Annotated in this window: 20 protein-coding genes and 1 tRNA gene; 9 read left to right on the top strand and 12 right to left on the bottom strand. The window is 44.9% G+C overall.

Annotated features, from left to right (window positions below):
• Nucleotides 1–85: 85 nt before the first annotated feature.
• The 5 genes from ACWA2B_RS02130 to ACWA2B_RS02110 form a co-directional block, all read right to left on the bottom strand.
• Entirely contained in the window at nucleotides 86–1,123 is a 1,038-nt protein-coding gene (locus ACWA2B_RS02130) for a BMP family lipoprotein (RefSeq protein ID WP_165145041.1), read from the bottom strand.
• 379 nt (nucleotides 1,124–1,502) lie between these two features.
• A complete protein-coding gene (gene rplT / locus ACWA2B_RS02125; protein WP_007429517.1) occupies nucleotides 1,503–1,862 on the bottom strand; it encodes a 50S ribosomal protein L20 in 360 nt (119 codons plus the stop codon).
• A 51-nt stretch (nucleotides 1,863–1,913) separates the two neighbouring features.
• Nucleotides 1,914–2,114, bottom strand: a complete 201-nt coding sequence (rpmI, locus tag ACWA2B_RS02120) for a 50S ribosomal protein L35 (protein ID WP_013309379.1) — start codon at nucleotides 2,112–2,114, stop codon at nucleotides 1,914–1,916.
• 20 nt (nucleotides 2,115–2,134) lie between these two features.
• On the bottom strand, nucleotides 2,135–2,632 hold the full coding sequence (infC, locus tag ACWA2B_RS02115) for a translation initiation factor IF-3 (protein ID WP_010349250.1): 498 nt from the start codon (nucleotides 2,630–2,632) through the stop codon (nucleotides 2,135–2,137).
• A gap of 309 nt (nucleotides 2,633–2,941) precedes the next feature.
• Nucleotides 2,942–4,180 carry a glycosyltransferase family 2 protein gene (locus ACWA2B_RS02110; protein WP_029516470.1) on the bottom strand — a complete coding sequence of 413 codons (1,239 nt, stop codon included), beginning with the start codon at nucleotides 4,178–4,180 and terminating at the stop codon, nucleotides 2,942–2,944.
• Nucleotides 4,181–4,790: 610 nt separating this feature from the next.
• Here ACWA2B_RS02110 and ACWA2B_RS02105 point away from each other — a divergent pair.
• The gene (locus ACWA2B_RS02105; RefSeq protein WP_029516469.1) at nucleotides 4,791–5,318 is read left to right on the top strand and encodes a phosphatase PAP2 family protein; all 528 of its coding nucleotides are present in this window, start codon (nucleotides 4,791–4,793) and stop codon (nucleotides 5,316–5,318) included.
• Nucleotides 5,319–5,369: 51 nt separating this feature from the next.
• Entirely contained in the window at nucleotides 5,370–6,503 is a 1,134-nt protein-coding gene (locus ACWA2B_RS02100; protein WP_029516468.1) for an MGDG synthase family glycosyltransferase, read from the top strand.
• Between the two features lie 41 nt (nucleotides 6,504–6,544).
• Here the strand turns inward: ACWA2B_RS02100 and trmB are convergent, their stop codons facing one another.
• Both trmB and ACWA2B_RS02090 read right to left on the bottom strand, forming a co-directional pair.
• A complete protein-coding gene (gene trmB / locus ACWA2B_RS02095; RefSeq protein ID WP_029516467.1) occupies nucleotides 6,545–7,258 on the bottom strand; it encodes a tRNA (guanosine(46)-N7)-methyltransferase TrmB in 714 nt (237 codons plus the stop codon).
• A gap of 104 nt (nucleotides 7,259–7,362) precedes the next feature.
• Nucleotides 7,363–7,560: a hypothetical protein gene (locus ACWA2B_RS02090; protein ID WP_013309373.1), complete on the bottom strand. Its 198-nt coding sequence runs from the start codon at nucleotides 7,558–7,560 to the stop codon at nucleotides 7,363–7,365.
• A 308-nt stretch (nucleotides 7,561–7,868) separates the two neighbouring features.
• Between ACWA2B_RS02090 and ACWA2B_RS02085 the strand changes: the two genes are divergently transcribed.
• The 4 genes from ACWA2B_RS02085 (at nucleotide 7,869) to ACWA2B_RS02070 (ending at nucleotide 11,581) form a co-directional block, all read left to right on the top strand.
• Nucleotides 7,869–8,822: a TIGR01212 family radical SAM protein gene (locus tag ACWA2B_RS02085; protein WP_029516466.1), complete on the top strand. Its 954-nt coding sequence runs from the start codon at nucleotides 7,869–7,871 to the stop codon at nucleotides 8,820–8,822.
• Complete coding sequence (locus ACWA2B_RS02080; protein WP_029516465.1) at nucleotides 8,823–9,404, top strand: class I SAM-dependent methyltransferase; 582 nt, start codon at nucleotides 8,823–8,825, stop codon at nucleotides 9,402–9,404.
• 169 nt (nucleotides 9,405–9,573) lie between these two features.
• A complete protein-coding gene (locus ACWA2B_RS02075; RefSeq protein ID WP_029516464.1) occupies nucleotides 9,574–10,548 on the top strand; it encodes a type I phosphomannose isomerase catalytic subunit in 975 nt (324 codons plus the stop codon).
• A 25-nt stretch (nucleotides 10,549–10,573) separates the two neighbouring features.
• Complete coding sequence (locus tag ACWA2B_RS02070) at nucleotides 10,574–11,581, top strand: alpha/beta fold hydrolase (protein WP_029516463.1); 1,008 nt, start codon at nucleotides 10,574–10,576, stop codon at nucleotides 11,579–11,581.
• A gap of 98 nt (nucleotides 11,582–11,679) precedes the next feature.
• Here ACWA2B_RS02070 and ACWA2B_RS02065 read toward each other — a convergent pair whose 3' ends face one another.
• From ACWA2B_RS02065 to ACWA2B_RS02055, 3 genes are all read right to left on the bottom strand, one after another.
• Nucleotides 11,680–12,210, bottom strand: a complete 531-nt coding sequence (locus ACWA2B_RS02065) for a YfiT family bacillithiol transferase (RefSeq protein WP_029516462.1) — start codon at nucleotides 12,208–12,210, stop codon at nucleotides 11,680–11,682.
• Nucleotides 12,211–12,349: 139 nt separating this feature from the next.
• Entirely contained in the window at nucleotides 12,350–13,648 is a 1,299-nt protein-coding gene (gene odhB / locus ACWA2B_RS02060) for a 2-oxoglutarate dehydrogenase complex dihydrolipoyllysine-residue succinyltransferase (protein WP_029516461.1), read from the bottom strand.
• Nucleotides 13,649–13,653: 5 nt separating this feature from the next.
• Nucleotides 13,654–16,545, bottom strand: coding sequence for a 2-oxoglutarate dehydrogenase E1 component (locus tag ACWA2B_RS02055; RefSeq protein WP_342425852.1), 2,892 nt, complete (start codon nucleotides 16,543–16,545; stop codon nucleotides 13,654–13,656).
• 520 nt (nucleotides 16,546–17,065) lie between these two features.
• On the opposite strand from ACWA2B_RS02055, the gene ACWA2B_RS02050 reads away from it, so the two are divergent.
• A complete protein-coding gene (locus ACWA2B_RS02050; protein WP_340884810.1) occupies nucleotides 17,066–18,337 on the top strand; it encodes an MFS transporter in 1,272 nt (423 codons plus the stop codon).
• Between the two features lie 220 nt (nucleotides 18,338–18,557).
• Here the strand turns inward: ACWA2B_RS02050 and ACWA2B_RS02045 are convergent.
• Nucleotides 18,558–18,631, bottom strand: a tRNA-Pro gene (locus tag ACWA2B_RS02045).
• 117 nt (nucleotides 18,632–18,748) lie between these two features.
• Between ACWA2B_RS02045 and ACWA2B_RS02040 the strand changes: the two genes are divergently transcribed.
• A complete protein-coding gene (locus ACWA2B_RS02040; protein ID WP_318626831.1) occupies nucleotides 18,749–19,054 on the top strand; it encodes a hypothetical protein in 306 nt (101 codons plus the stop codon).
• A 43-nt stretch (nucleotides 19,055–19,097) separates the two neighbouring features.
• On the opposite strand, the gene ACWA2B_RS02035 is transcribed toward ACWA2B_RS02040, so the two are convergent.
• A complete protein-coding gene (locus ACWA2B_RS02035; protein ID WP_449291652.1) occupies nucleotides 19,098–19,502 on the bottom strand; it encodes a hypothetical protein in 405 nt (134 codons plus the stop codon).
• 284 nt (nucleotides 19,503–19,786) lie between these two features.
• Between ACWA2B_RS02035 and ACWA2B_RS02030 the strand changes: the two genes are divergently transcribed.
• Entirely contained in the window at nucleotides 19,787–19,999 is a 213-nt protein-coding gene (locus ACWA2B_RS02030) for a helix-turn-helix domain-containing protein (protein ID WP_016820594.1), read from the top strand.
• Nucleotides 20,000–20,378 lie beyond the last annotated feature (379 nt).

Genomic DNA, 20,378 nt, shown 5'->3' with positions numbered 1-20,378 from the left:
ATAATCCATATAACTCCAGACGTAAGAACAAGGCTAGTCTTATGAACCAGCCTTGTCGCCACCTCTATATTCTTCAATCCAAAACTTATTTCGAAGGAACTGTAATTTCGCCCTTAATAATTTTTTGCTTGTATTGTTCTACAATATCAAGCACGTCTTTAGGTACGTTTTTCGTTGAAGTGTCTGCCAAACCAATGCCATTATCCTTCAGAGCCAGTGTTTCGACACCGCCCTTAAATTTACCGTCAATTACTTCTTTAGATACGCGTTTTACAGCTTCATCTACACGTTTTACCATCGAAGTCAATGTTACGTCGTCACCAAATTCAAGCGATTGGTCTTTATCCACACCAATAACCCATACTTGCTGACCTTGTTGCTTACGTGCGAGTGCTTCGTTAAATACACCTGTACCAGATCCGCCAGCTGCATGGAAAATAATATCTGCACCGCTGTTATAGATCGTCGCAGCCGCTGCTTTACCCAGATCCGGCTTATCAAATGCACCTGTGTAGTTAACTTCCAATTTTGCATTTGGATTTACAGCTTTAATTCCTGCTTCGAATCCTTTTTCAAAACGTTTGATCAACGGGCTATCTTGTCCACCCACAAAACCAATTTTGTTTGTTTTGGTAAGCTTACCAGCTACAACCCCCACCAAGAAGGAACCTTCATTTTCAGCAAAAACAACCGATTTTACGTTAGGCGCATCCACGACACTGTCAATGATCGCCAAATTCTTGCTCGGGTTGTCTTTCGCTACTTGTCCAATCGCATTCGCCAGATTAAAACCGATTCCCCAAGTCAGGTTAAAATCACCCTTAACAAATTGGTTCAGGTTAGGAATATAATCTTGATCAGATTTACTTTGCAGGTATTTAACTTTAACGCCTGATTCTTTCTCAGTGGCTTGTAGTGCCTCCCAAGCAGATTGGTTAAACGATTTGTCGTTTACTCCACCCACATCTGTAACCATGCCGATTTGGACATTCGATGTTTTGGCAGAACCACCTGTGTCTCCACCATTTGCGTTGGACGCACCTTGATTTTTGTTACCGCAGCCTGCGAGAATGACCGAGATCGCCAGCAGCATAACCAAAGACATACTGAACATTTTCTTCATGCTGATACTGTTCCCCCTTAGTGTTAGATCCCTGGACTGTCTCTTTTCTTTGAACATGTACATGCTCATGCATGTCATTTACTGACGAGACAGATCGTACAGAAGACTTACTTTAGAGATTATACAATTATGATCGGCTAAAATCTAGACAATTAATAACCTTGGGTCAATTTTTTTTTAAAACCTCAACAATGTAAGCGCTACAATCTTAAAAAAAACATACATTCTTCCATCCTACGTCATATTTATTCGTATTTTGGAGAAAACAAAGTCTTTTCCGTACCATTGAGTATGTACAAAAAAAGGCATCCCTACACAGCGTACTGCTTGGGATACCTCTTTACCACTTTCGTGGTTTCCACGCCTTCATTATGAATAATTAAGCGTTGATTTTGCCTTTAGCAACAGTTGCCAAAGAGTTGAATGCATTAATATCATTGACTGCAAGATCAGCCAAGATTTTGCGGTTAATGTCCACACCAGCCAATTTCAGGCCGTGCATCAATTTGCTGTAAGACAAACCGTTCAAACGAGCTGCTGCGTTGATACGCACGATCCACAGTCTGCGGAAGTTACGTTTCGTCTGACGACGGTCACGGTATGCGTAAACAAGCGATTTCATTACCTGCTCGTTAGCTGTTTTAAAAATGCGGTGTTTGGAACCAAAATAACCTTTAGCAAGCTTCAATACTTTTTTATGACGACGACGAACGACGAATCCGCCCTTTACTCTTGCCATATCAAATGACCTCCCAAATAATGTTTATACTTTCTTCATTGCCGTGCTGTGCTATTTCAGGTTAGCAAGACCTTGTTTCAGACGCTTAACGTCCCCAGGTGCCATCTCAGGGTTAGTACCCAGAACGCGTTTTGCACGTTTGGATTTGTGGGAAAGCAAGTGGTTTTTGTAAGCTTTGTAACGCATTACTTTACCAGTACCGGTAATTTTGAAGCGGCCTTTAAGGCTGCTATGTGTTTTCATTTTAGGCATTGAACTTCCTCCTTAATTTGTCATTGACTCTTTGGAGCCAATATCATAATCATGCTGCGTCCTTCGAGCTTGGGTTGGCGCTCCACGGTACAAAGATCAGCAACTTCCAATTTCACACGTTCGAGAATTTTTTGACCCACGTTAGCATGAGTAATTTCACGACCGCGGAAACGAACGGAGCATTTCACCTTGTCCCCTTCATTCAGGAACTTCACCACATTGCGAAACTTGGTTTGGTAGTCATGTTCCTCGATGTTGGAACGGAACCATACCTCTTTGATGTCAACGATCTTCTGGTTTTTACGGGCTTCCTTTTCTTTCTTCTGTTGCTCATAGCGGAATTTTCCGTAATCCATAATCCGACACACGGGCGGCTTCGCTTGAGGCGCCACGTTCACGAGATCCAAGTTTGCGTCAATCGCCATTTGCAAAGCTTCACGCGTCGGTTTAATCCCGATTTGTTCACCGTTCGCACCAACTAGACGTACTTCTCTCACTCGAATCTCATCATTGATCATATGTTCCTTACTAATAACCCTCCACCTCCAGAACCTGTTATTGTTGTATTGTGTTTAAGCACAAAAAAGGGATGACGACTACACAGCCGACATCCCTGTCTGATACTCAATTCATCATGAAAGTTCAATTCACAAATCATTGGATCATGACCAGCCGGCAATACCGGACAGGTGAGAAGTCGGACCTTCTACTTGTTAATCCATACTTTTCAATTAACATACTCAAATATCTTATCACGGTGCAATCGAGGTGTCAACACTTTAATAAAAATTGATGACACCGATCTCTAGTCCTATTCCACCGTCTAATTACCCTTGCTTGCTCTGAACCTCTTCTAGGCGAACGACACGCGTATGCTGGGTATGGCTCCATTGCTTGTTGTTTTGTGTGAAGAACGCATAGACCGTAATTGGATACCACGATATCGCATAGACCGGGAACAGCAATAAGTACAGATATACTTTTTTGAATGTGACCTTTTCCAAAATCATTGCGAGCACAAAAGTAGCAACATTCAAACCAATAGCTATAACACCGGTCCAAGCTGGTAACTGTACATAGATGTTCTCGATATTAGGTCCACCAAAGAAGGCGATATCTATCCACATAGCTACTGTCATCAAGAAGGTGAGCAGTACGATATACACGTTCAGACCATAAAGAGCCATATCGAATTTAATCAGGCTTCTATGCTTGATACTTTGCCACAGCAACGGGAAGAAATAACGACGAGCGACCGTGAAATGACCTTGCATCCAGCGCAGACGCTGTCTGGACGAGGCTTTGAACGTCAACGGCTTTTCATCATATACCTTGGCATCGTAATTAAATCTTGGATATACGTTGCACTGCGTGCAGCGCATGGTGAATTCCAAATCCTCTACGAGACTTGTCGCACCCCAGCCCATTTCCTTAAGCAGATTTGTTTCAAAGCACATGCCTGTACCACCGAGGAAATTAGCCATGTTCAGATTGTGACGTGACAGCTGCCACAAACGGTTGATGTACCAATAAGATACCCCGTATGCCGCTGTAATCCAAGAATCCTCAGGATTCTTAGTATCAATGTACCCCTGGATAACACGGGCACCTGTACACAGATCATTGTTCATTTCACTCAAGAAATTGGTATGCGCCAAATTGTCAGCATCAAACATGACAATGGCATCATATTGGCGTGGCATAGCCCATAATTCCTTGAGCATCCACTCAATAGCGTAGCCTTTACCACGCAGATTCGGATTCGTACGTTCACAAGCATTCATGCCGTGAGCGCGAACGATGTCCGCAGTCTTATCTGTACAGTTATCACAGATTACGAACACATCGTAAAGTTCCTTCGGATAATCAAGTTGCTTCAAATTTTCCATCAACGCTCCGACAACCTGTTCTTCATTGTGGGCAGCGACTAAAATGGCAAATGACTTTTCTGGAGCCGCGTGCTCTTTCCTTTTCTTCCGAACCAATCCGAACAAGGAGAATGCAAACTGATAGACTGCGATCACCGCCAGTATGACCTGGAGCGTCACAAAAATAGCGTCTAACATGATCTCTTGTTACCCCCTTTTTATACCCCTTAAAATCTTGCGTTTGTTTGTTTTCTATCTGTGTAGCGCAAGTTGCGGCGCTTTTCGCGCCTTTTCTGTAGTTTTTGACCCGACCCTTGCTTTCTTCATTGGCTGTGCGCAGCCCCCTTTTGGCTGACACAGGAACGCCATTACGATTTTCGTTGGTTTTCAATCTTTTGTCAAAGCCCTTAAACCGGTCTCAGCAGCAAAAAAACACAACAAACTCCCGTTTAAACCGGGAATGCAGCGCTGGACTTCTCATTCATGACGTTTAGGTCTTATTTTCATCCATTTGCTAACTTTTTATTTCTTTGGTCCCTCCTTTTTGTGGGCCAATTAGCAACCACTTCTAAACACTCTATCTTATTAGACGGATGAACGCAAAGAAAGTTATACAATACAGCTTATATTCCATTAACATTTTTGTGTAGAATTGAACCAAGTAAGTTATGAATATTTAGTGATTCTTGAAATGAACAGCGTTTAAAAATATGATGAGAGCAAGAGAATAATTACTTATGGTCTGATTATGTCAAAATGACTCAAAATATTTGCCGACTGACCTGAACCGGCAACCGGAGGAAACCAAATGCAACGTCTAGTCGTAAAACTTGTAAGTCTGGAGCAGCAGTTGTTCAAATGGATCAATGGACGCTTACACAACCGTTTTTTGAACTTCTGGCTTTATTATCTCACACATTTAGGCGGGGCTACCTTTACTATAGCCTCCACACTCCTTATTTGGTGGCTCGCTCCGAACCCGTGGAAAGATTCCGGTATGAAGGGAGCCATCGCTCTTGGGGTCAGTCACATCCCCGTAGCTATCGTTAAAAAGCTGTACCCGCGGATTCGCCCGTATTTAGCGCTACCAGGTACAAATACATTCCGCAACCCCTTGTCGGACCATTCTTTTCCCTCAGGGCACACGACCGCTATTTTTTCAGCTACCGTGCCTTTTATGCTACAGTCACCGATGCTAACACTGCTGCTGTTGCCTGTAGCGACAATTGTAGGTTTTTCTCGGATTTATCTAGGTCTCCACTACCCAACGGATGTACTTGCAGGAGCGGTGATCGGAACGTCTGCAGCAATAGGAACGGTTGCATTCTGGCCTTAAAGCCGATATGGTATGATTGAGAACATCCCAGCAGGAACAGGTGAAATGAGAGTGGCTAAAAAACGAGTGTTATTATTATCGGAAGGTTTCGGTGCCGGACATACTCAAGCTGCCTACGCGCTCTCAAGCAGTTTGCGGAAGCTTTCTCCGAATGTGCAGACAAGAGTGCTGGAGCTGGGGAGTTTTTTGAATCCAAGAATGGCCCCCCTTATTATTACAGCATACAAGAAGACTGTCGTATCGCAGCCTCGCCTAGTCGGATTGGTTTACCGTCATCAGTACAAAAAATCATTAAACCGTCTTACAACGCTCGCTTTGCACCGTCTGTTCTACACGCAGACCCGAAACATTCTCCGGCAGCTTCGTCCCGATTTGGTGGTATGTACTCATCCCATCCCAAGCGCGGTAATTTCACGTTTGAAGCGCTTAGGTTTACATGTTCCGCTTTGTACTGTTATTACAGACTACGATGCACATGGAACATGGATTAGTCCCGAGGTTGACCGGTACTTTGTATCTACGCCTGAAGTCATGCGTAAGCTGCGAGCACGCGGAGTACCCGTCTCGAAAATCCAGGTGACCGGTATTCCCGTTCATCCAAATTTTTGGGAACATCCTGGGCACGATGAAATTAGAGAACAATTTGGACTTAAACCCATCCCGACCGTACTCGTTATGGGTGGCGGCTGGGGCCTTATGAATGACGAAGTTATACATCGTTCGCTTACTCAGTGGAGAGAGAACATTCAATTTATTTTTTGTTTGGGGCATAATGATAAAATTCGTCGTAAAATGCAATTAGATCCCAGGTTTAATCATCCAAATATTCATATCTTCGGATTTACACGGGAAATCGACAAATTAATGGAGGTATCGAATCTGCTCATCACCAAACCCGGCGGAATGACATGCACCGAGGGATTGGCTAAAGGGATTCCGATGCTGTTTCACAAACCTCTCCCTGGACAGGAGGAGGAAAATTGTCAATACTTTACGGCTCAAGGCTACGGAGAACCGATTACTTCGCTGGATGTTGTCGTGAAATGGATGAACCGACTGCTACACGATTTTCCAGAAATCGTCCGTAAACGACAGGAGCACGTCCACAATGTAGCGCGATATTATCCTCTTCAGAGCGCACAGAGTATTTTGGATATACTGGAACCGAACAGGGTGCTTTCCTAAAAGGAAGCACCCTGTCTTATTTTATCCATTTGATCTTTTTTTTATTTCCCGTACTTTTCAAGGCGTGTTTTTCCGTACTCTTCCAAAGCATCTTGGCCGATCAGCACTTCGACTCGATGAATATTCATACCCTTGCCCATGAACTTTTGTTCATATTCCGTCATGACATGCTCCTCGTTGATCCCCTCACGATGAAGGTTTAACGAAATATTCGTCATTTGTAAACCGCTATCGGCAAACGAATTCAAAGAAAACTCAAATAGTGTCTCCGAATCAGTCTTAAAATGAATTTGTCCTTTGCTGTTCAAAAGCTGACGGTACTTGTCCAAAAAACGCGGATGCGTCAAACGACGACGTGCATGCTTGGCTTTAGGCCAAGGATCACTAAAATTTAGATAAATGCGTTCAATTTCTCCTGGTTCAAAAACATTCTCGATCTGTTCAATGTTTGCCAGTGCCAATTTAATATTAGGCGGCGTATCAACCTCTGAATTACTCCAGGCCAGACGGGACTTTTCTGTTGCACGGCGAACCAGCTCATCATACATATCAAAGCCAATATAGTTAACCTCTGGATTCCGGAAGCTCATTTGGCTTATAAATTGCCCTTTACCCATACCGAACTCTACATGAATGGGACGATCATTACCAAAAAGCTGTTGCCATTTCCCCTTATACTGTGCCGGCTCCAAGATGACTAGATCCTGCTGTTCTTCCAGACTTTCCCGTATTCCTTTTCTTCCGCGTAAACGCATGTTACTCCTCCATATACTCTGTTATCAAGGAAAAAGGAATTTCACCCCCGCTTGAAGATACGGAAATGAAATTCCTTTTTCAATATATTTGGATTGGGGTCCAACTAATTTAATTGTTCATAGTCTACCCCATCAGCAGGTGAAAAATCAATTGTCTTTTGGCAAGCCGCTCTGATTTTTTGACGTGCGGTCGTTCCAATCTGACGATCCTGCCCAAAACGGACACCAGTCAATGCCAACGCCTCATCAAAGGTTAACTCAACAGTAACTTTATCCATACGCGTCTTATCCTGCGCATTCATAAAAGATCACCTCACGGGTTATTTGTGATGGAACCGACGTGCACTTACCCTAAAACAGGCGTTAGAAACAGCATAGCTGCCTCCCTGAAGAATAATCATTAGCAACGGGATAACTTTTATCTTCAGGATCGAAAACAGTCCTTTTATTGTATGTCTGGTACCGCTTACAATATAACATATTGTGTAACCTTTTTCAATCCGCAACGCCGTGAAATCCGCACATTTTATTGACTTGTTCGGTCAAATGATTCCCAATGAAGACTAATTTTTGTTACAATAGGGTGATCGTAAAAAAAAGGAGTACACCCATGAAAACAGATTTATTGCCTGCTCCTCTCCTGTGGGGAGATAAACGGTTCCACACTTGGAATTACGAAATGCGTGAGCAATTTCAAAATAAAGTGTTCAAAGTCATGCTAGATGCGGGTTTTACCTGTCCGAATCGCGATGGCTCCATCGCTAAAGGGGGCTGCACCTTTTGTAGCGCACGCGGATCGGGTGATTTTGCCGGGCGTCGTCGTGATGATCTGGTCACCCAGTTTAATACGATTCGGGATCGACAGCATCTAAAATGGCCAAACGCCAAATATATTGGCTATTTCCAAGCCTACACGAATACGTATGCCCCGGTTGAGGAACTGCGAGAATACTTTGAGGTAATTCTGGAGCAGCCCGGCGTTGTCGGTCTGTCCATCGCTACACGTCCTGATTGCCTGCCTGACGATGTAGTGGATTACCTTGCCGAGCTAAACGAACGCACGTACCTGTGGGTCGAAATGGGTCTGCAAACCGTCCATGAATCGACCTCAGAGCTGATTAACCGCGCTCATGATACTCAATGCTATCTGGAGGCGGTGGAAAAGTTGCGCAAGCGGAATATCCGCGTGTGCGCCCACATTATTTATGGTCTGCCCCAAGAGACGCATGAAATGATGCTTGATACGGGACGTGCAGTAGCGGCTATGGATGTGCAGGGCATCAAAATCCACCTGCTGCATCTCATGCGCAAAACGCCTATGGTCAAGCAGTATGAAGCGGGATTGCTACGCTTTCTGGAAAAGGACGAATACGTGAAGCTGATTGTTGATACGCTGGAGTTTTTACCTCCCGAAATGATTGTTCATCGGTTAACCGGAGATGCCCCACGCGATTTGCTAGTGGGACCCATGTGGTCGCTCAAAAAATGGGAAGTGCTCAATGCCATTGATCATGAACTGAAGTCACGCGAAACGTGGCAGGGAAAATACTGGAGGCAACCTTAAATGGGATTCCTATCCGTCCTGAGCTACGCTCATCAATTGGTGGCTACGCGGGTGCAGCCAGGCGATACTGCTATAGACGCTACCGTCGGTACAGGAGCAGATACGTTATTTCTGGCAAAAGCTGCTGGCAAACGGGGCCGTGTCTATGGCTTTGACATCCAGCAAGAAGCACTGCATTGCGCCCGTCGTCGACTGGAAGAAAACGCTTCACCTTCATTAGCAGAAGTATCGCTACTACTACAAGGTCATGAGCAAATGCGGGAGGCCGTTCCGGACATGCTGCATGGCAAAGTCGCTGCGGTCATGTTTAACCTCGGCTACTTGCCATCCGAAGGCGCCGATCCTACGGTCATCACGCATACGCATAGTACGCTCGTCGCACTGGATGCTGCCTTACAATTGCTGCGACCACGCGGCATTCTGACTGCCGTACTCTATCCAGGGCATGCTGGAGGAAGTGAAGAAGCAGATGCCGTTCTTCAATGGGCTTCTGCTCTCCCGGTCTCCAGCGGTCAAAGCATTATTTATCGTCAATTACAACGAGCCGCTTCACCTTACGTAGTGGCAGTTGAGAAGAAATAATGTCGGATTTTAAACTCAGGTTATGAGCGGCTTTTTTAGCCGCCTTACATATATCATTTTTTTAGCTCGTTTGGGCGCTATTCATCCCAGTTTATTGCCCATCAGCACGTTATTGATTTCCCTATTCTGTTAGATCACACTCATTTACTCATTATGGAGGAGAGAAATTATGCTAAAGCCATACCCGCTGCAATTTCAACCTGAGTTCAAAGAGAGAGTTTGGGGAGGACGGGCCTTAGAGCAATTTGGTCTAACCCCACCAGAAGGACATATCGGGGAAGGATGGATGATTGCCGATCATCCAAACGGAACAACAACGGTCATCAATGGTGAGCTGGCAGGCAAAGGACTGGATGAAATTCGCGAGACCTACGGGCAAGATTGGCTCGGGGCCAAGGGTGTATCGGAAAAAGGCGGACGATTCCCACTTTTGATCAAACTACTGGATTGTAATGATGACTTATCCGTTCAGGTGCATCCGACAGATGATTACAAAGGACTTCCAGCCGGAGAATTAGGAAAAACTGAAATGTGGTACGTGCTTGATGCCAAGCCGGATGCCAAGATTATTTATGGTCTGACCGAAGGTGTAACCCGCGAGAGTCTGCGTACAGCTCTTGAAAGTGGGGACATCCTCGGCAGTTTGCGACAGGTTCCAGTCGAAGCAGGCGATACATTCTTCATCCCCGCTGGAACCGTACATGCACTGTGTGCAGGCGTTGTCGTTGCTGAAATCCAGCAAAATTCGGATACTACCTATCGCTTATATGACTATAATCGCCCCGGACTGGATGGCAAGCCTCGTGAGTTGCATATCGAGGATTCCCTCAATGTAACCTCCTACGCAGGTGCAGGCGCAACAACGATGAAAACGGACGGCTTACAGCCTGGAAAATGGCTCCAGCTGGCAGCCTGTGAGTATTTTGTTGTGGAAAAGGGTATCGTAGATGGAAGTTGGGCACTTTCTACAACGGAAGACAGCTTCACCATTCTCGTGATTTGTGAAGGCAGTGGGACCATAACATGGAACAATAATACCGAGTCTCTTTCCTGTAAAGCTGGAGATTGCTTCCTGTTGCCCGCTAACCTGAGCGGTTACACGCTGAATGACGGAATGACCGTACTTAGATCTTATCTTCCTTAAGGCTTAAAGGATGTGATGTCTAATTATGCGGGAATACACCTTCACCATCGCTGAAAATGATGGAACAGAGCTTTTTGCCTACCGCTGGCTGCCCGATCAGAATTTGCCCATTAAGGGGATTGTTCAAATTTCGCATGGTATGTGCGAGACGTCCTATCGGTACATCCGACTGGCCGAAAAGCTTACTGCTTGCGGTTACGGTGTGTATGCCAACGATCATATCGGTCACGGGCGCACGGCTGGTGATCCTGATAAGCTGGGTATGCCAGGAGCTGATGCGTTTAATCGAATGGCAAATGGCATGCTGGAGCTAGGCGAAATTGTGGCTAAGGAATTCCCTGAACAGTCTCGTTTTTTGCTGGGTCACAGCATGGGGTCCTTTTTAACCCAGAAAATTATGTATGACGATCGGCAGACGTATCATGGGTTTATTTTATCAGGAACCAACGGAAGACGTGGTCTTCTAAAACTCGGAGAGCAAGTTGCTCTACTGCAAGCCAAACTGCAAGGAATGGATCATCGCAGTATGTTGCTCAACGCTATGGTCTTTGGAGGCTTTAATCGTGCCTTTCGTCCGGTGCGCACAGCGTTCGACTGGCTGTCCCGTGATCCTGAGGAAGTAGATCAGTTCGTGCACGACCCATTATGTGGAGCTATTTGCACGACAGGCTTTTTTCTGGATTTTTTCAGGCTATTGCAAGAAATCCATTGGCCTTCCTCGCTGAAACATATCAATCCCAAACTGCCAGTTTATATTTTTGCCGGGGATCGTGATCCAGTGGGTTTGTTCGGTAAAGGCGTGTTGTCACTAGTGGAAATGTATCGAAGCCTAGAGCTTCAGGACATAGAGTATCGCCTCTATCCTGATGGTCGCCATGAGATGCTTCATGAAACAAACCGCGACGAGGTGATGAGTGACATCGTAGACTGGCTCGACCGTCATGTTAATACAGAGGTGACCTCTGTTTCCACATTGTCTGGAGCCTCCGATGAACCTGAACAATCAACCTCGTCCAAGTCATCAGCCTTGTGAGGAAATAAGAAAAGAAACCTTTAAAACCACGATTAAAGTGGGATTGAAGGTTTCTTTTCTTATTCCTTTTTATTTTCCATTTGGGTTAGTTTTAAAAATCACCATGCATTTCGTTCTCTCAGGGAAGTAATATGAGCTGTGTGATGTTTACCATGCCAGGCATAGATACCGATGTTTCGTTCCAGGCGGATCGTCTGGCCCGATTCAGGATGAATAAACGATCGGTGTAGCTGATCCTCTCCCAACGATCGCAACACGGTCACCCACCGTTCATGCAGTCCTTCTAGCAATTGCAACGAGGGCTCCAGTGGAAGTTCCCTGGCGTCTGGTATTTCGGCCCAACGTCCCTCATCATATGGCTTGATCGTCGGTGTATCCTCCGTCAGCGCCAGCTTAAAACGGATATAGCTGTTCATATGGCTGTCTGCCACATGATGAACTACCTGCCTTATCGTCCAGCCCCCTTCACGATAAGGCGTATTTAGCTGCTGCTCATTCAGTCCTTCGACCGCCAGACGCAGCTGTGCAGGCAATTCAGCAATGTCGTGAATCCATGCGATAAGCTGTTCTTCTGTAATGGTGTCTGGAACAACGAATGATCCTATCGGATAGCGCAAGTCTTTGTCCAAAACAGTTCCCGCCCTTCTCTACATCTACTGACAGTAATGTCTGTAGCCTTATGTGATAACTATGCAGGAAAAAAAGCAGACTCGCAAGAGTCTGCTTTTGTCATACACGTAAAGAGGAGATACACTTACCTCAATTATTTTATCCTTCCAGTAACAATGATTCCGGATCTTCCAGCAATTCTTTGACCGTTACCAGGAAACGAACTGCCTCACTACCATCAATAATCCGGTGATCGTAGGACAACGCGATATACATCATCGGACGATTTTCCATTCGTTCCTCGTCGATGGCAATCGGGCGAAGTTGGATTTTATGCATTCCCAAAATCCCCACTTGCGGCGTATTGAGAATTGGCGTAGACAGCAGGGAACCGAAAATACCTCCATTGGTTATGGTAAAAGTTCCTCCTTGCAAGTCGGCCAGAGAAAGCGAATTGGAGCGTGCTTTGCCAGCCAAATCTGCAATGCTCTTCTCAATCTCAGCAAAGCCAAGACGATCGGCATCCCGCACAACTGGCACAACCAAACCTTCCTTGGCAGATACAGCAATCCCAATATCATAGTATTTTTTCAGTACGATATCATCGCCATTAATTTCAGCATTCACGGTAGGGAAGCGCTTGAGAGCACCAACCACTGCCTTTGTAAAGAAGGACATAAAACCCAAGCCTACATCATGTTTTTCCTTAAACTTATCTTTACGGCGTTTACGCACATCGAGAATGGCGGTCATATCCACTTCATTAAAAGTGGTCAGCATGGCAGCTGTCTGCTGTGCTTCAACAAGACGCTTAGCGATCGTCGCTCTGCGACGAGACATGCGCTGGCGTTCCACAGGCTTGCTGTACTCCGTTTGCGCTGGAGACGGAGGCGCAGGCTTGCTAGTAGCGGCAGACGCAGGTATAGATGCTGCACGTGATACTTCAGCGCTGTTATGCGTTTTTACGTCCTCCTGGAATACACGTCCGAGCGGGTCCTTTCCCTGTACCTGCTCAAGATCAATCCCGCGCTCACGCGCTAACTTCCGTGCAGATGGTGATGCCGTCTGGCCATTTCCGTCGCTATTCGATGAAATAGGCGGTGCAGACTTTTCTTCTACTTTAACGCCGCCTCCTACGGAAGACGGTGAAGTCGCTACGGACGGTGCTTCAGGCGCTTGAGTCGCTGCAACTTCTCCAGCACCGGTTGAATCCGCACTACCACTGCCGCTTCCGATCAGACCAACAGCTTCACCAATGACCACAGTATCTCCCTCCTGACGAAGGATTTTCTGCACCACACCTGCTTCTTCCGCACTAATTTCCAGATTGACCTTATCGGTTTCCAACTCCAGCAGAACATCTCCCTGTCCTACGGAATCCCCTTCCTTCACAAGCCATTTGGAGATTGTTCCCTCCGTGATGGATTCTCCCATTGCCGGCACTATAATATCGCTCACAGCCGCTACCTCCCCAGTGTAATATTGTTTTTGGAATCCTGCTTCAACGCCGATTGAATAATTCGCTGTTGTTCTAGGCTGTGTACTTGCTGATAACCGCTGGCCGGGCTTGAACGATCTGGTCTGCCTGCGTAACGAATTTCTGCTCCCTGTGGCACAACATTCCGCAGGCGAGGTTCAATGTAACTCCAAGCCCCCATATTTTTAGGTTCTTCCTGAGCCCATACGAACTCCTTAACATGCGGGAAGCGACCGAAAATATTCCGAATTTCCTCTTCCGGGAAAGGGTATAACTGCTCCACACGAATAATATGCAGACGCTCTTCTGCCTCATTCTTATCCTTTTCCAATGCTTCTTCGAGATCAATGGCAATCTTGCCACTGCACAGTACAATGCGTTCTACACGATCCGGACGTGCACCCAGACCAGGCTGTTCCAACACAGGACGGAATGCTCCTTCGCTAAATTCAGAAGCAGGCGAAGCGACACGATTATTACGAATCAGGCTCTTCGGCGACATCATCACCAGCGGGCGGGCTTCCTCACTTTCGCTTAATGCAGCCTGACGGCGCAGCAGATGGAAATATTGGGAGGCACTGCTCAAATTAGCGACAGTCCAGTTATTTTGTGCGGACAACTGGAGAAAACGCTCCAGACGTGCGCTCGTATGCTCTGGTCCTTGTCCTTCGCTACCATGCGGTAGCAGCATCACCAGACTCGATTTCTGTCTCCATTTGGCACGGCCTGCGGAAATAAATTGGTCAAAAATAACCTGTGCACAGTTGGCAAAATCGCCGAATTGTGCTTCCCAAATCACTAACGTTTCAGGAGAATACACGTTATAGCCATATTCAAAGCCAAGGACAGATGCCTCAGACAATGGACTGTTATGAATACTGAACGAAGCACGTGCTTCCGGCAATGTATGCAACGGGCAATGTGTACGGCCTGTTTCAGGCTCATGCAGCACAAGGTTACGGTGAGCAAATGTAGCTCGCTCCGCATCTTGGCCTGTCATACGAATAGGCTTGCCGTCTGCGAGAATGGTAGCCAAAGCCAGCGTCTCCGCCAAACTCCAATCTACCTTTTCACCTTCGTTCAGAGCGGTTTTTCTACGCTGTAAAATTCGATCCAGCTTCGGATATACGTGAAAAGACTGTGGCCATTTGAGTAAGTTTTCATTGATTTGGCGCAGTTTTTTCAATTCCACTGCAGTACGTACCACAGAACTCTGATTCTTTTTCGCCTTCACAGGAGTAATCTCCGGCTCTTGTTCCGGTTGATTCTTCACCTGCTCATGCGCTTCCTTCAGTCTGTTTTGCACCTTCTCAATGAGGCCGGCACTAAACGCTTCGTCCACAATCCCCTGCTTCATCAGCTTTTGAGTATACAATTTGCTCACCGTCGGATGATTCTTCACCTTACGATATACCAGCGGTTGTGTTGTTTCCGGGTCATCGGATTCATTGTGACCATAACGACGGTAACCAATCAGATCAATCAGAAAATCCTTCTTGAAACGATTGCGATATTCGCCAGCCATACGAGCAGCTGCAATACAAGCTTCGGGATTATCCGCGTTCACATGCACAATTGGAATTTCATAGCCTTTAGCGAGATCACTGGCATAACGGGTCGAACGGGAATCAACACTCTCTGTCGTAAAGCCCAGACGATTATTCACAATAATATGAACTGAACCGCCATTGCGGAAGCCGCGCAAATTCGTGAAATTAAGTGATTCTGCCACGATACCTTCACCTGGGAAAGCAGCATCACCGTGCATAATAATGGTAGCTGCCTTGCTCACATCCAGCTTCGGATAACCAGCCTCACTGCGGTCTTCCTGTGCAGCTCGTGAAAACCCTTGTACCACCGGATTCACATATTCCAGGTGACTTGGGTTATTCGCCAATGTCAGACGGGCCTGCACCGCTCCCCCATCTTTTACAAAACGATCAGCACCCAGATGATATTTCACATCGCCAGTCCAGCCGTAGTTAATTCCTGTGGAACCTTCCGACGGGATCAAATCCTTATTCGGCGAATGATGAAATTCAGAGAAAATTTTACTGTAAGGCTTGCCCAGCACATGTGCCAGTACATTCAAACGGCCGCGATGCGCCATACCCATCAGGACATGACTTGCTCCTGCATTTGTGGTTAGACGAATAATCTCGTCGAGAACAGGGACAAGCACATCATTACCCTCGATGGAAAAACGTTTCTGTCCGACAAATGTTTTATGCAAAAACTCTTCGAACTGTTCTACTTCTACCAATCTGCCCAGCAACGACTTGCGTTCCTGTGTGGTGAGGGGCTTGGAGGACCAACCGGATTCTGCATAGCTGTTCAGCCAGCGGCGTTCCTCCTCGTTATGAATATGACTAAATTCATAGGCAATCGGACCTGTGTATGCTACACGTAGCCGTTGAATGGCTTCCCATCCGTTAAGTGTTCCCGCAGGAGCGTTATCCCATATTAAAGAGGCTGGAAAAGCCTTCAAGTCTTGTTCAGTTAAACCGTAAGATGCTGGATTAAGCAAGCGTGTATCCTGCTCTGCATCCAGTTCCAGCGGATCGATTTGGGCGGCTAAATGTCCGTATTCACGGATATTCCATACCATTTTGCCCGCTGTAACCGCTTTCTGTAATGTATTCGAATCAAGATGCCCCAAAGCACTTGTGGGGGGGCCTTGCAATTTGTTGTCTATCATGGAAGCAGCCGAGTATTCGGATTGTGGCGGCTCACCCCATTGATCAAATAGCTCGCGGTAAGCCGGGTCAACCGTTCCGGGGTCCGCTACATACTTTTCATACTGGTCCTGCACATAACCTAGATTAGGTCCGTAATACGCCTGCCAAGGTACCTGTCTGCTGCTCTCTTCCATTGTCATCTCGTTCCCTCCGTCAAATTTTGAAATTCATAGCTGGACGGAAATCATTTTCATTTTTTTATTAATCTTCAATTTAAGTTGTTCACAATATGCTCACATTATATGAAATTCTTCATCAAAAGTCGAATTTCACAATTCTTATTCCTCTTCCATTGTATAAAGTTTTCTAGCTATGAGCATTTCCTTTTTCTCAACATATCCATGCGTAAATGAGATGAATCGGGCTAATCTGTAATCAAACACCTGGCAACTTAAATAACCAGCCGTCGAATATCAACTGACAGCTGGTTATTTAGTCTATGTTGCACCTCATAACGCCAAACGAGTTTGAATGCAACTTCCGAGTCCACCCCACTATGATTACCGTCAACAGCAGAATTTAAAAGGCAGAAGGTCCGATACGATGCAAATTCAAACGTAAAGTGACATTAAAGTCACTTTTCTGTACAATATTCCTACTTTTCACTATTATTTTAATTAGGCATCTAAAAACCGCTTTGAAAGCGAAAGGGATGGAACTGTGACTGGACTAAAACAAGTACTCAGAAACAAGAATTATGTCAGGTTTTTTCTGGCAACCTTCGCCTCACAAATGGGAGGAATTATCGGGGTTACTGCATTCATGTTTTATTTGTTGAAACGGTTTACAAATCAGCCTTATTATGCAACGCTTGCCGAGTTAATGTATTCGCTTCCTATGCTGGTAGTATTTCTCGTAGTTGGAGTGCTGGCAGATCGGATGGACAGACAAAAAATTGCTGTTAATTGTGACTGGATCAGCGCTTTTTTATCCTTATGTTTGCTTATTTTTATTTGGGTCGATTCGATTCCTTTGATATTTGCCCTCCTGTTCATCCGTAGTGCTGCCTCCAAATTTTTCTTCCCGGCCGAAAGTGCCATTATACAGGGGATATTAAGCGAAGATGATTACACCATTGCCGCAGGCCTCAATCAAATGATGGGGAGTCTTTTCATGCTATTCGGAGGAACTCTCGGGGCTGTCGTTTACTGGCACTTTGGAATTACTGGAGCCATCCTAATTGATGCTGTTTCTTTTATTGTGTCTGCACTGCTTATTCGTTCCTGCAAAATTCCAAAGGAAGTACGCCTTCCGAACGGGGCACATCAATTCAAACAATTAAAATTCAAACTTGTCATGATCGATTTTAAACAAGGGTTTCTTTACATATTACGCAACAGACTATTGCTTTGGTTGGTTTCAGGCTTTTTTATGTTCGGTATTTTAAATGGTGGTTTTAGCGTTTTACCGATGTTTATTCTTAAATACAAGCTAGCTCCCGGCAATTACGAGCAGTATATGGTATGGACGGGTATTATTTTTGGGGCTGGTGTGTTGCTTGGTACCCTAATCGCTTCTCTCATCTCTGCCAAGCTAAAACTACACCAAATGATTGCAGCGGGAGTTCTGGTAGCCGGAATGGGTATGTGCACACTTGGATTTGTTAACCACATCTATGCTTTCCTGATTATCAACTTTGTCATCGCACTGATACTTCCGTTCATTAACATTGGTATAGGAGGATGGCTTCCTCGTATTGTAGATCCTCAAATGATGGGACGTGTGCAAGGTTTGATTAATCCGTTAATGATGCTGTCCCAGTCTCTTACATTAGGTTTCATTGCTATAAGCTTTCCTTCATTTATTTCAATTGAAGTCTTGTTTTTATTAGTTGGGATCTGTACCGTTATTGTAGGAATATACTACACTATTGTGCTTCCCCGTTATGCTGATTACAGTACTTCTTCCAAGACCCTTCAGGAATCTTTATAGGCAAATTAAAAAAGTCATACAGCAGACCATTCCGCCAGCGATTGCGATTGTTGAGTTGCCACTTCTGCCTCCGAATCCAGTTCAGAGGTGGCTTCATACATTCGTTGCATACGACTAGCTCGTCATAACCCAGTAGAGACAAAAACGATAGGGTATGTAATATTCAAAAAAAACGCCCGGCAGACGCATTAGCTGCATCAGCAGGACATTTTGATTGAAATCGGAGTAGCGGGATTCGAACCCACGACCTCACCCACCCCAAGGGTGCGCGCTACCTAGCTGCGCTATACCCCGATAACCCAGTGTATGTAGATCGATGCTGTTATTTACCATTATATTCTGGTCATAAAATCCTGTAAAGGGATTATTTTCACGTTAAGAGGTCAAAAACAGAGATCATAGGAGCTAACCATGCAAAGCAAAAAATTACTTATCCCCATTGCATTACTTCTTTTAATACAGTTAAGCGTTCCTATCTGCTATACCTTTGCACAGGATAACCTTGTCATAGATCATGAAACGAAAGAGAGATTCAAAGAACAGTATGGCTTGGAAGAACCTCAGTCACCTATATTAGAGCAGCAGCAAAACATTTTATTCGGAGGTGATTGGGGCTTTAGTCCTTCTGCCGATGCTGTGATGCTGGAATTGACCATATGGATTCGGAATCCGCTCATTTTCATCAGTCAACAACTGATATATTCGGTGAAATCATAAGCTTTATTTCGACAAGTTCCATGATATAAAGCATAAGAATCATTTATTTCGTAGCAAATTGTCTGCCACCTAAGGTCACTTCATCCTTCTTATTGAAAAGGTTTAATTCAATGGGGCCCCTACCATGTAGCCACAGCAGTTCATCGAATAAAAATGTCAGTCCATCCTTGGCGCGCAAGCGCTCGATGATCTCCGTGACAACTTGCATAACTTCCCCTTGTACACCCTCTGCCAGTTGCAAACCTCCGCTTTCTCCATCCAGGTAAAGATGCGTATGATATGACTGCTCCACCTTCTTCACATGGCGCAGACACAGTAAGCCATTTTCGAGGTAAAAGAAATATTGACGGTCATAAAGAACCCCTTCGCATATCTCATACATATGAGGGTAATCATACGGCCCCTGAACCATGGATACCCGTTCCAATTCCATTACCGATTCTGTCATACATCCTCGCTCCATTCCTTTGTTCAAAGTTTCTTATTTGCCAATATGCTCTCTTTTACAGGTAGTTTTTCAAACTAGGCTGTTGAACGATAATTAATTGCTAATTGTAAAACGTTTTGATACGATAAGCATATTACTATGACGTTCACAAATAACATCTCAATAAACCAAATGCACATTACAGTGTTATTTTTGTTGTTTCTAGAATACATTGAATAGTGTTTATTGTCAATACTTTGATGGGTTTTTTTAACACTATAGAGTGCATTTATCTGGAGGAAAATATGATAAAGATTCATCTTTCCCGTATTATGGGCGAAAAACGAATAAATATTGCCGAGCTTTCTCGCATGACTGGATTACATAGAAACGGAATCACCAAACTTTACAACGAAGAAACAGACGGTGTGAAATTTGATACGCTAGATAAAATTTGTAAAGCTCTAGACTGCCATGTTCAAGATGTTATCGAGTATGTAGAGGATGATACAAATTAGTAAAATGGACTTCTCTTGTTATGGGAAACTGTTTCAATTAGGTTTAGAACCGGCGTACTCCCTAGTGAACTGATCGAATACTTGCCAGAGAGAGCCGTTAACATTCTTACGGCTCTCTGTTCTTTGTGTAATATTCAAAATACTTTTTTACCGATCTTCCACTCAATTAAATTTGAACAATGTAATCCCTTTCTATCAGGCCACTTTAAATATATTTCTCCCACATATTATAAATGTCGAATAAAGCATTGGGTCATTTATATTTTCTCATTTCACCCTTTTTTCCTGTATAAACTTGTACAATCCATACAGTTTCAACTCCTCTTAAACCCATAGAAAAGAAAAACCACATAGAATCAATCCATGTGATTGGAGTGCA

This window comes from Paenibacillus sp. CMM36 (assembly GCF_053570945.1).
Note: the sequence above shows the minus strand (reverse complement) of the source record. Positions and strands in the feature narration are given on the sequence as shown.

What these genes read in the sequence shown, in the direction of transcription:
- ACWA2B_RS02130 (WP_165145041.1), bottom strand. Translation starts at nt 1,123, where the DNA reads ATGAAGAAAATGTTCAGTATGTCTTTGGTTATGCTGCTGGCGATCTCG.
- rplT (WP_007429517.1), bottom strand. Translation starts at nt 1,862, where the DNA reads ATGGCAAGAGTAAAGGGCGGATTCGTCGTTCGTCGTCGTCATAAAAAA.
- rpmI (WP_013309379.1), bottom strand. Translation starts at nt 2,114, where the DNA reads ATGCCTAAAATGAAAACACATAGCAGCCTTAAAGGCCGCTTCAAAATT.
- infC (WP_010349250.1), bottom strand. Translation starts at nt 2,632, where the DNA reads ATGATCAATGATGAGATTCGAGTGAGAGAAGTACGTCTAGTTGGTGCG.
- ACWA2B_RS02110 (WP_029516470.1), bottom strand. Translation starts at nt 4,180, where the DNA reads ATGTTAGACGCTATTTTTGTGACGCTCCAGGTCATACTGGCGGTGATC.
- ACWA2B_RS02105 (WP_029516469.1), top strand. Translation starts at nt 4,791, where the DNA reads ATGCAACGTCTAGTCGTAAAACTTGTAAGTCTGGAGCAGCAGTTGTTC.
- trmB (WP_029516467.1), bottom strand. Translation starts at nt 7,258, where the DNA reads ATGCGTTTACGCGGAAGAAAAGGAATACGGGAAAGTCTGGAAGAACAG.
- ACWA2B_RS02090 (WP_013309373.1), bottom strand. Translation starts at nt 7,560, where the DNA reads ATGAATGCGCAGGATAAGACGCGTATGGATAAAGTTACTGTTGAGTTA.
- ACWA2B_RS02085 (WP_029516466.1), top strand. Translation starts at nt 7,869, where the DNA reads ATGAAAACAGATTTATTGCCTGCTCCTCTCCTGTGGGGAGATAAACGG.
- ACWA2B_RS02080 (WP_029516465.1), top strand. Translation starts at nt 8,823, where the DNA reads ATGGGATTCCTATCCGTCCTGAGCTACGCTCATCAATTGGTGGCTACG.
- ACWA2B_RS02075 (WP_029516464.1), top strand. Translation starts at nt 9,574, where the DNA reads ATGCTAAAGCCATACCCGCTGCAATTTCAACCTGAGTTCAAAGAGAGA.
- ACWA2B_RS02070 (WP_029516463.1), top strand. Translation starts at nt 10,574, where the DNA reads ATGCGGGAATACACCTTCACCATCGCTGAAAATGATGGAACAGAGCTT.
- ACWA2B_RS02055 (WP_342425852.1), bottom strand. Translation starts at nt 16,545, where the DNA reads ATGACAATGGAAGAGAGCAGCAGACAGGTACCTTGGCAGGCGTATTAC.
- ACWA2B_RS02040 (WP_318626831.1), top strand. Translation starts at nt 18,749, where the DNA reads ATGCAAAGCAAAAAATTACTTATCCCCATTGCATTACTTCTTTTAATA.
- ACWA2B_RS02035 (WP_449291652.1), bottom strand. Translation starts at nt 19,502, where the DNA reads ATGACAGAATCGGTAATGGAATTGGAACGGGTATCCATGGTTCAGGGG.
- ACWA2B_RS02030 (WP_016820594.1), top strand. Translation starts at nt 19,787, where the DNA reads ATGATAAAGATTCATCTTTCCCGTATTATGGGCGAAAAACGAATAAAT.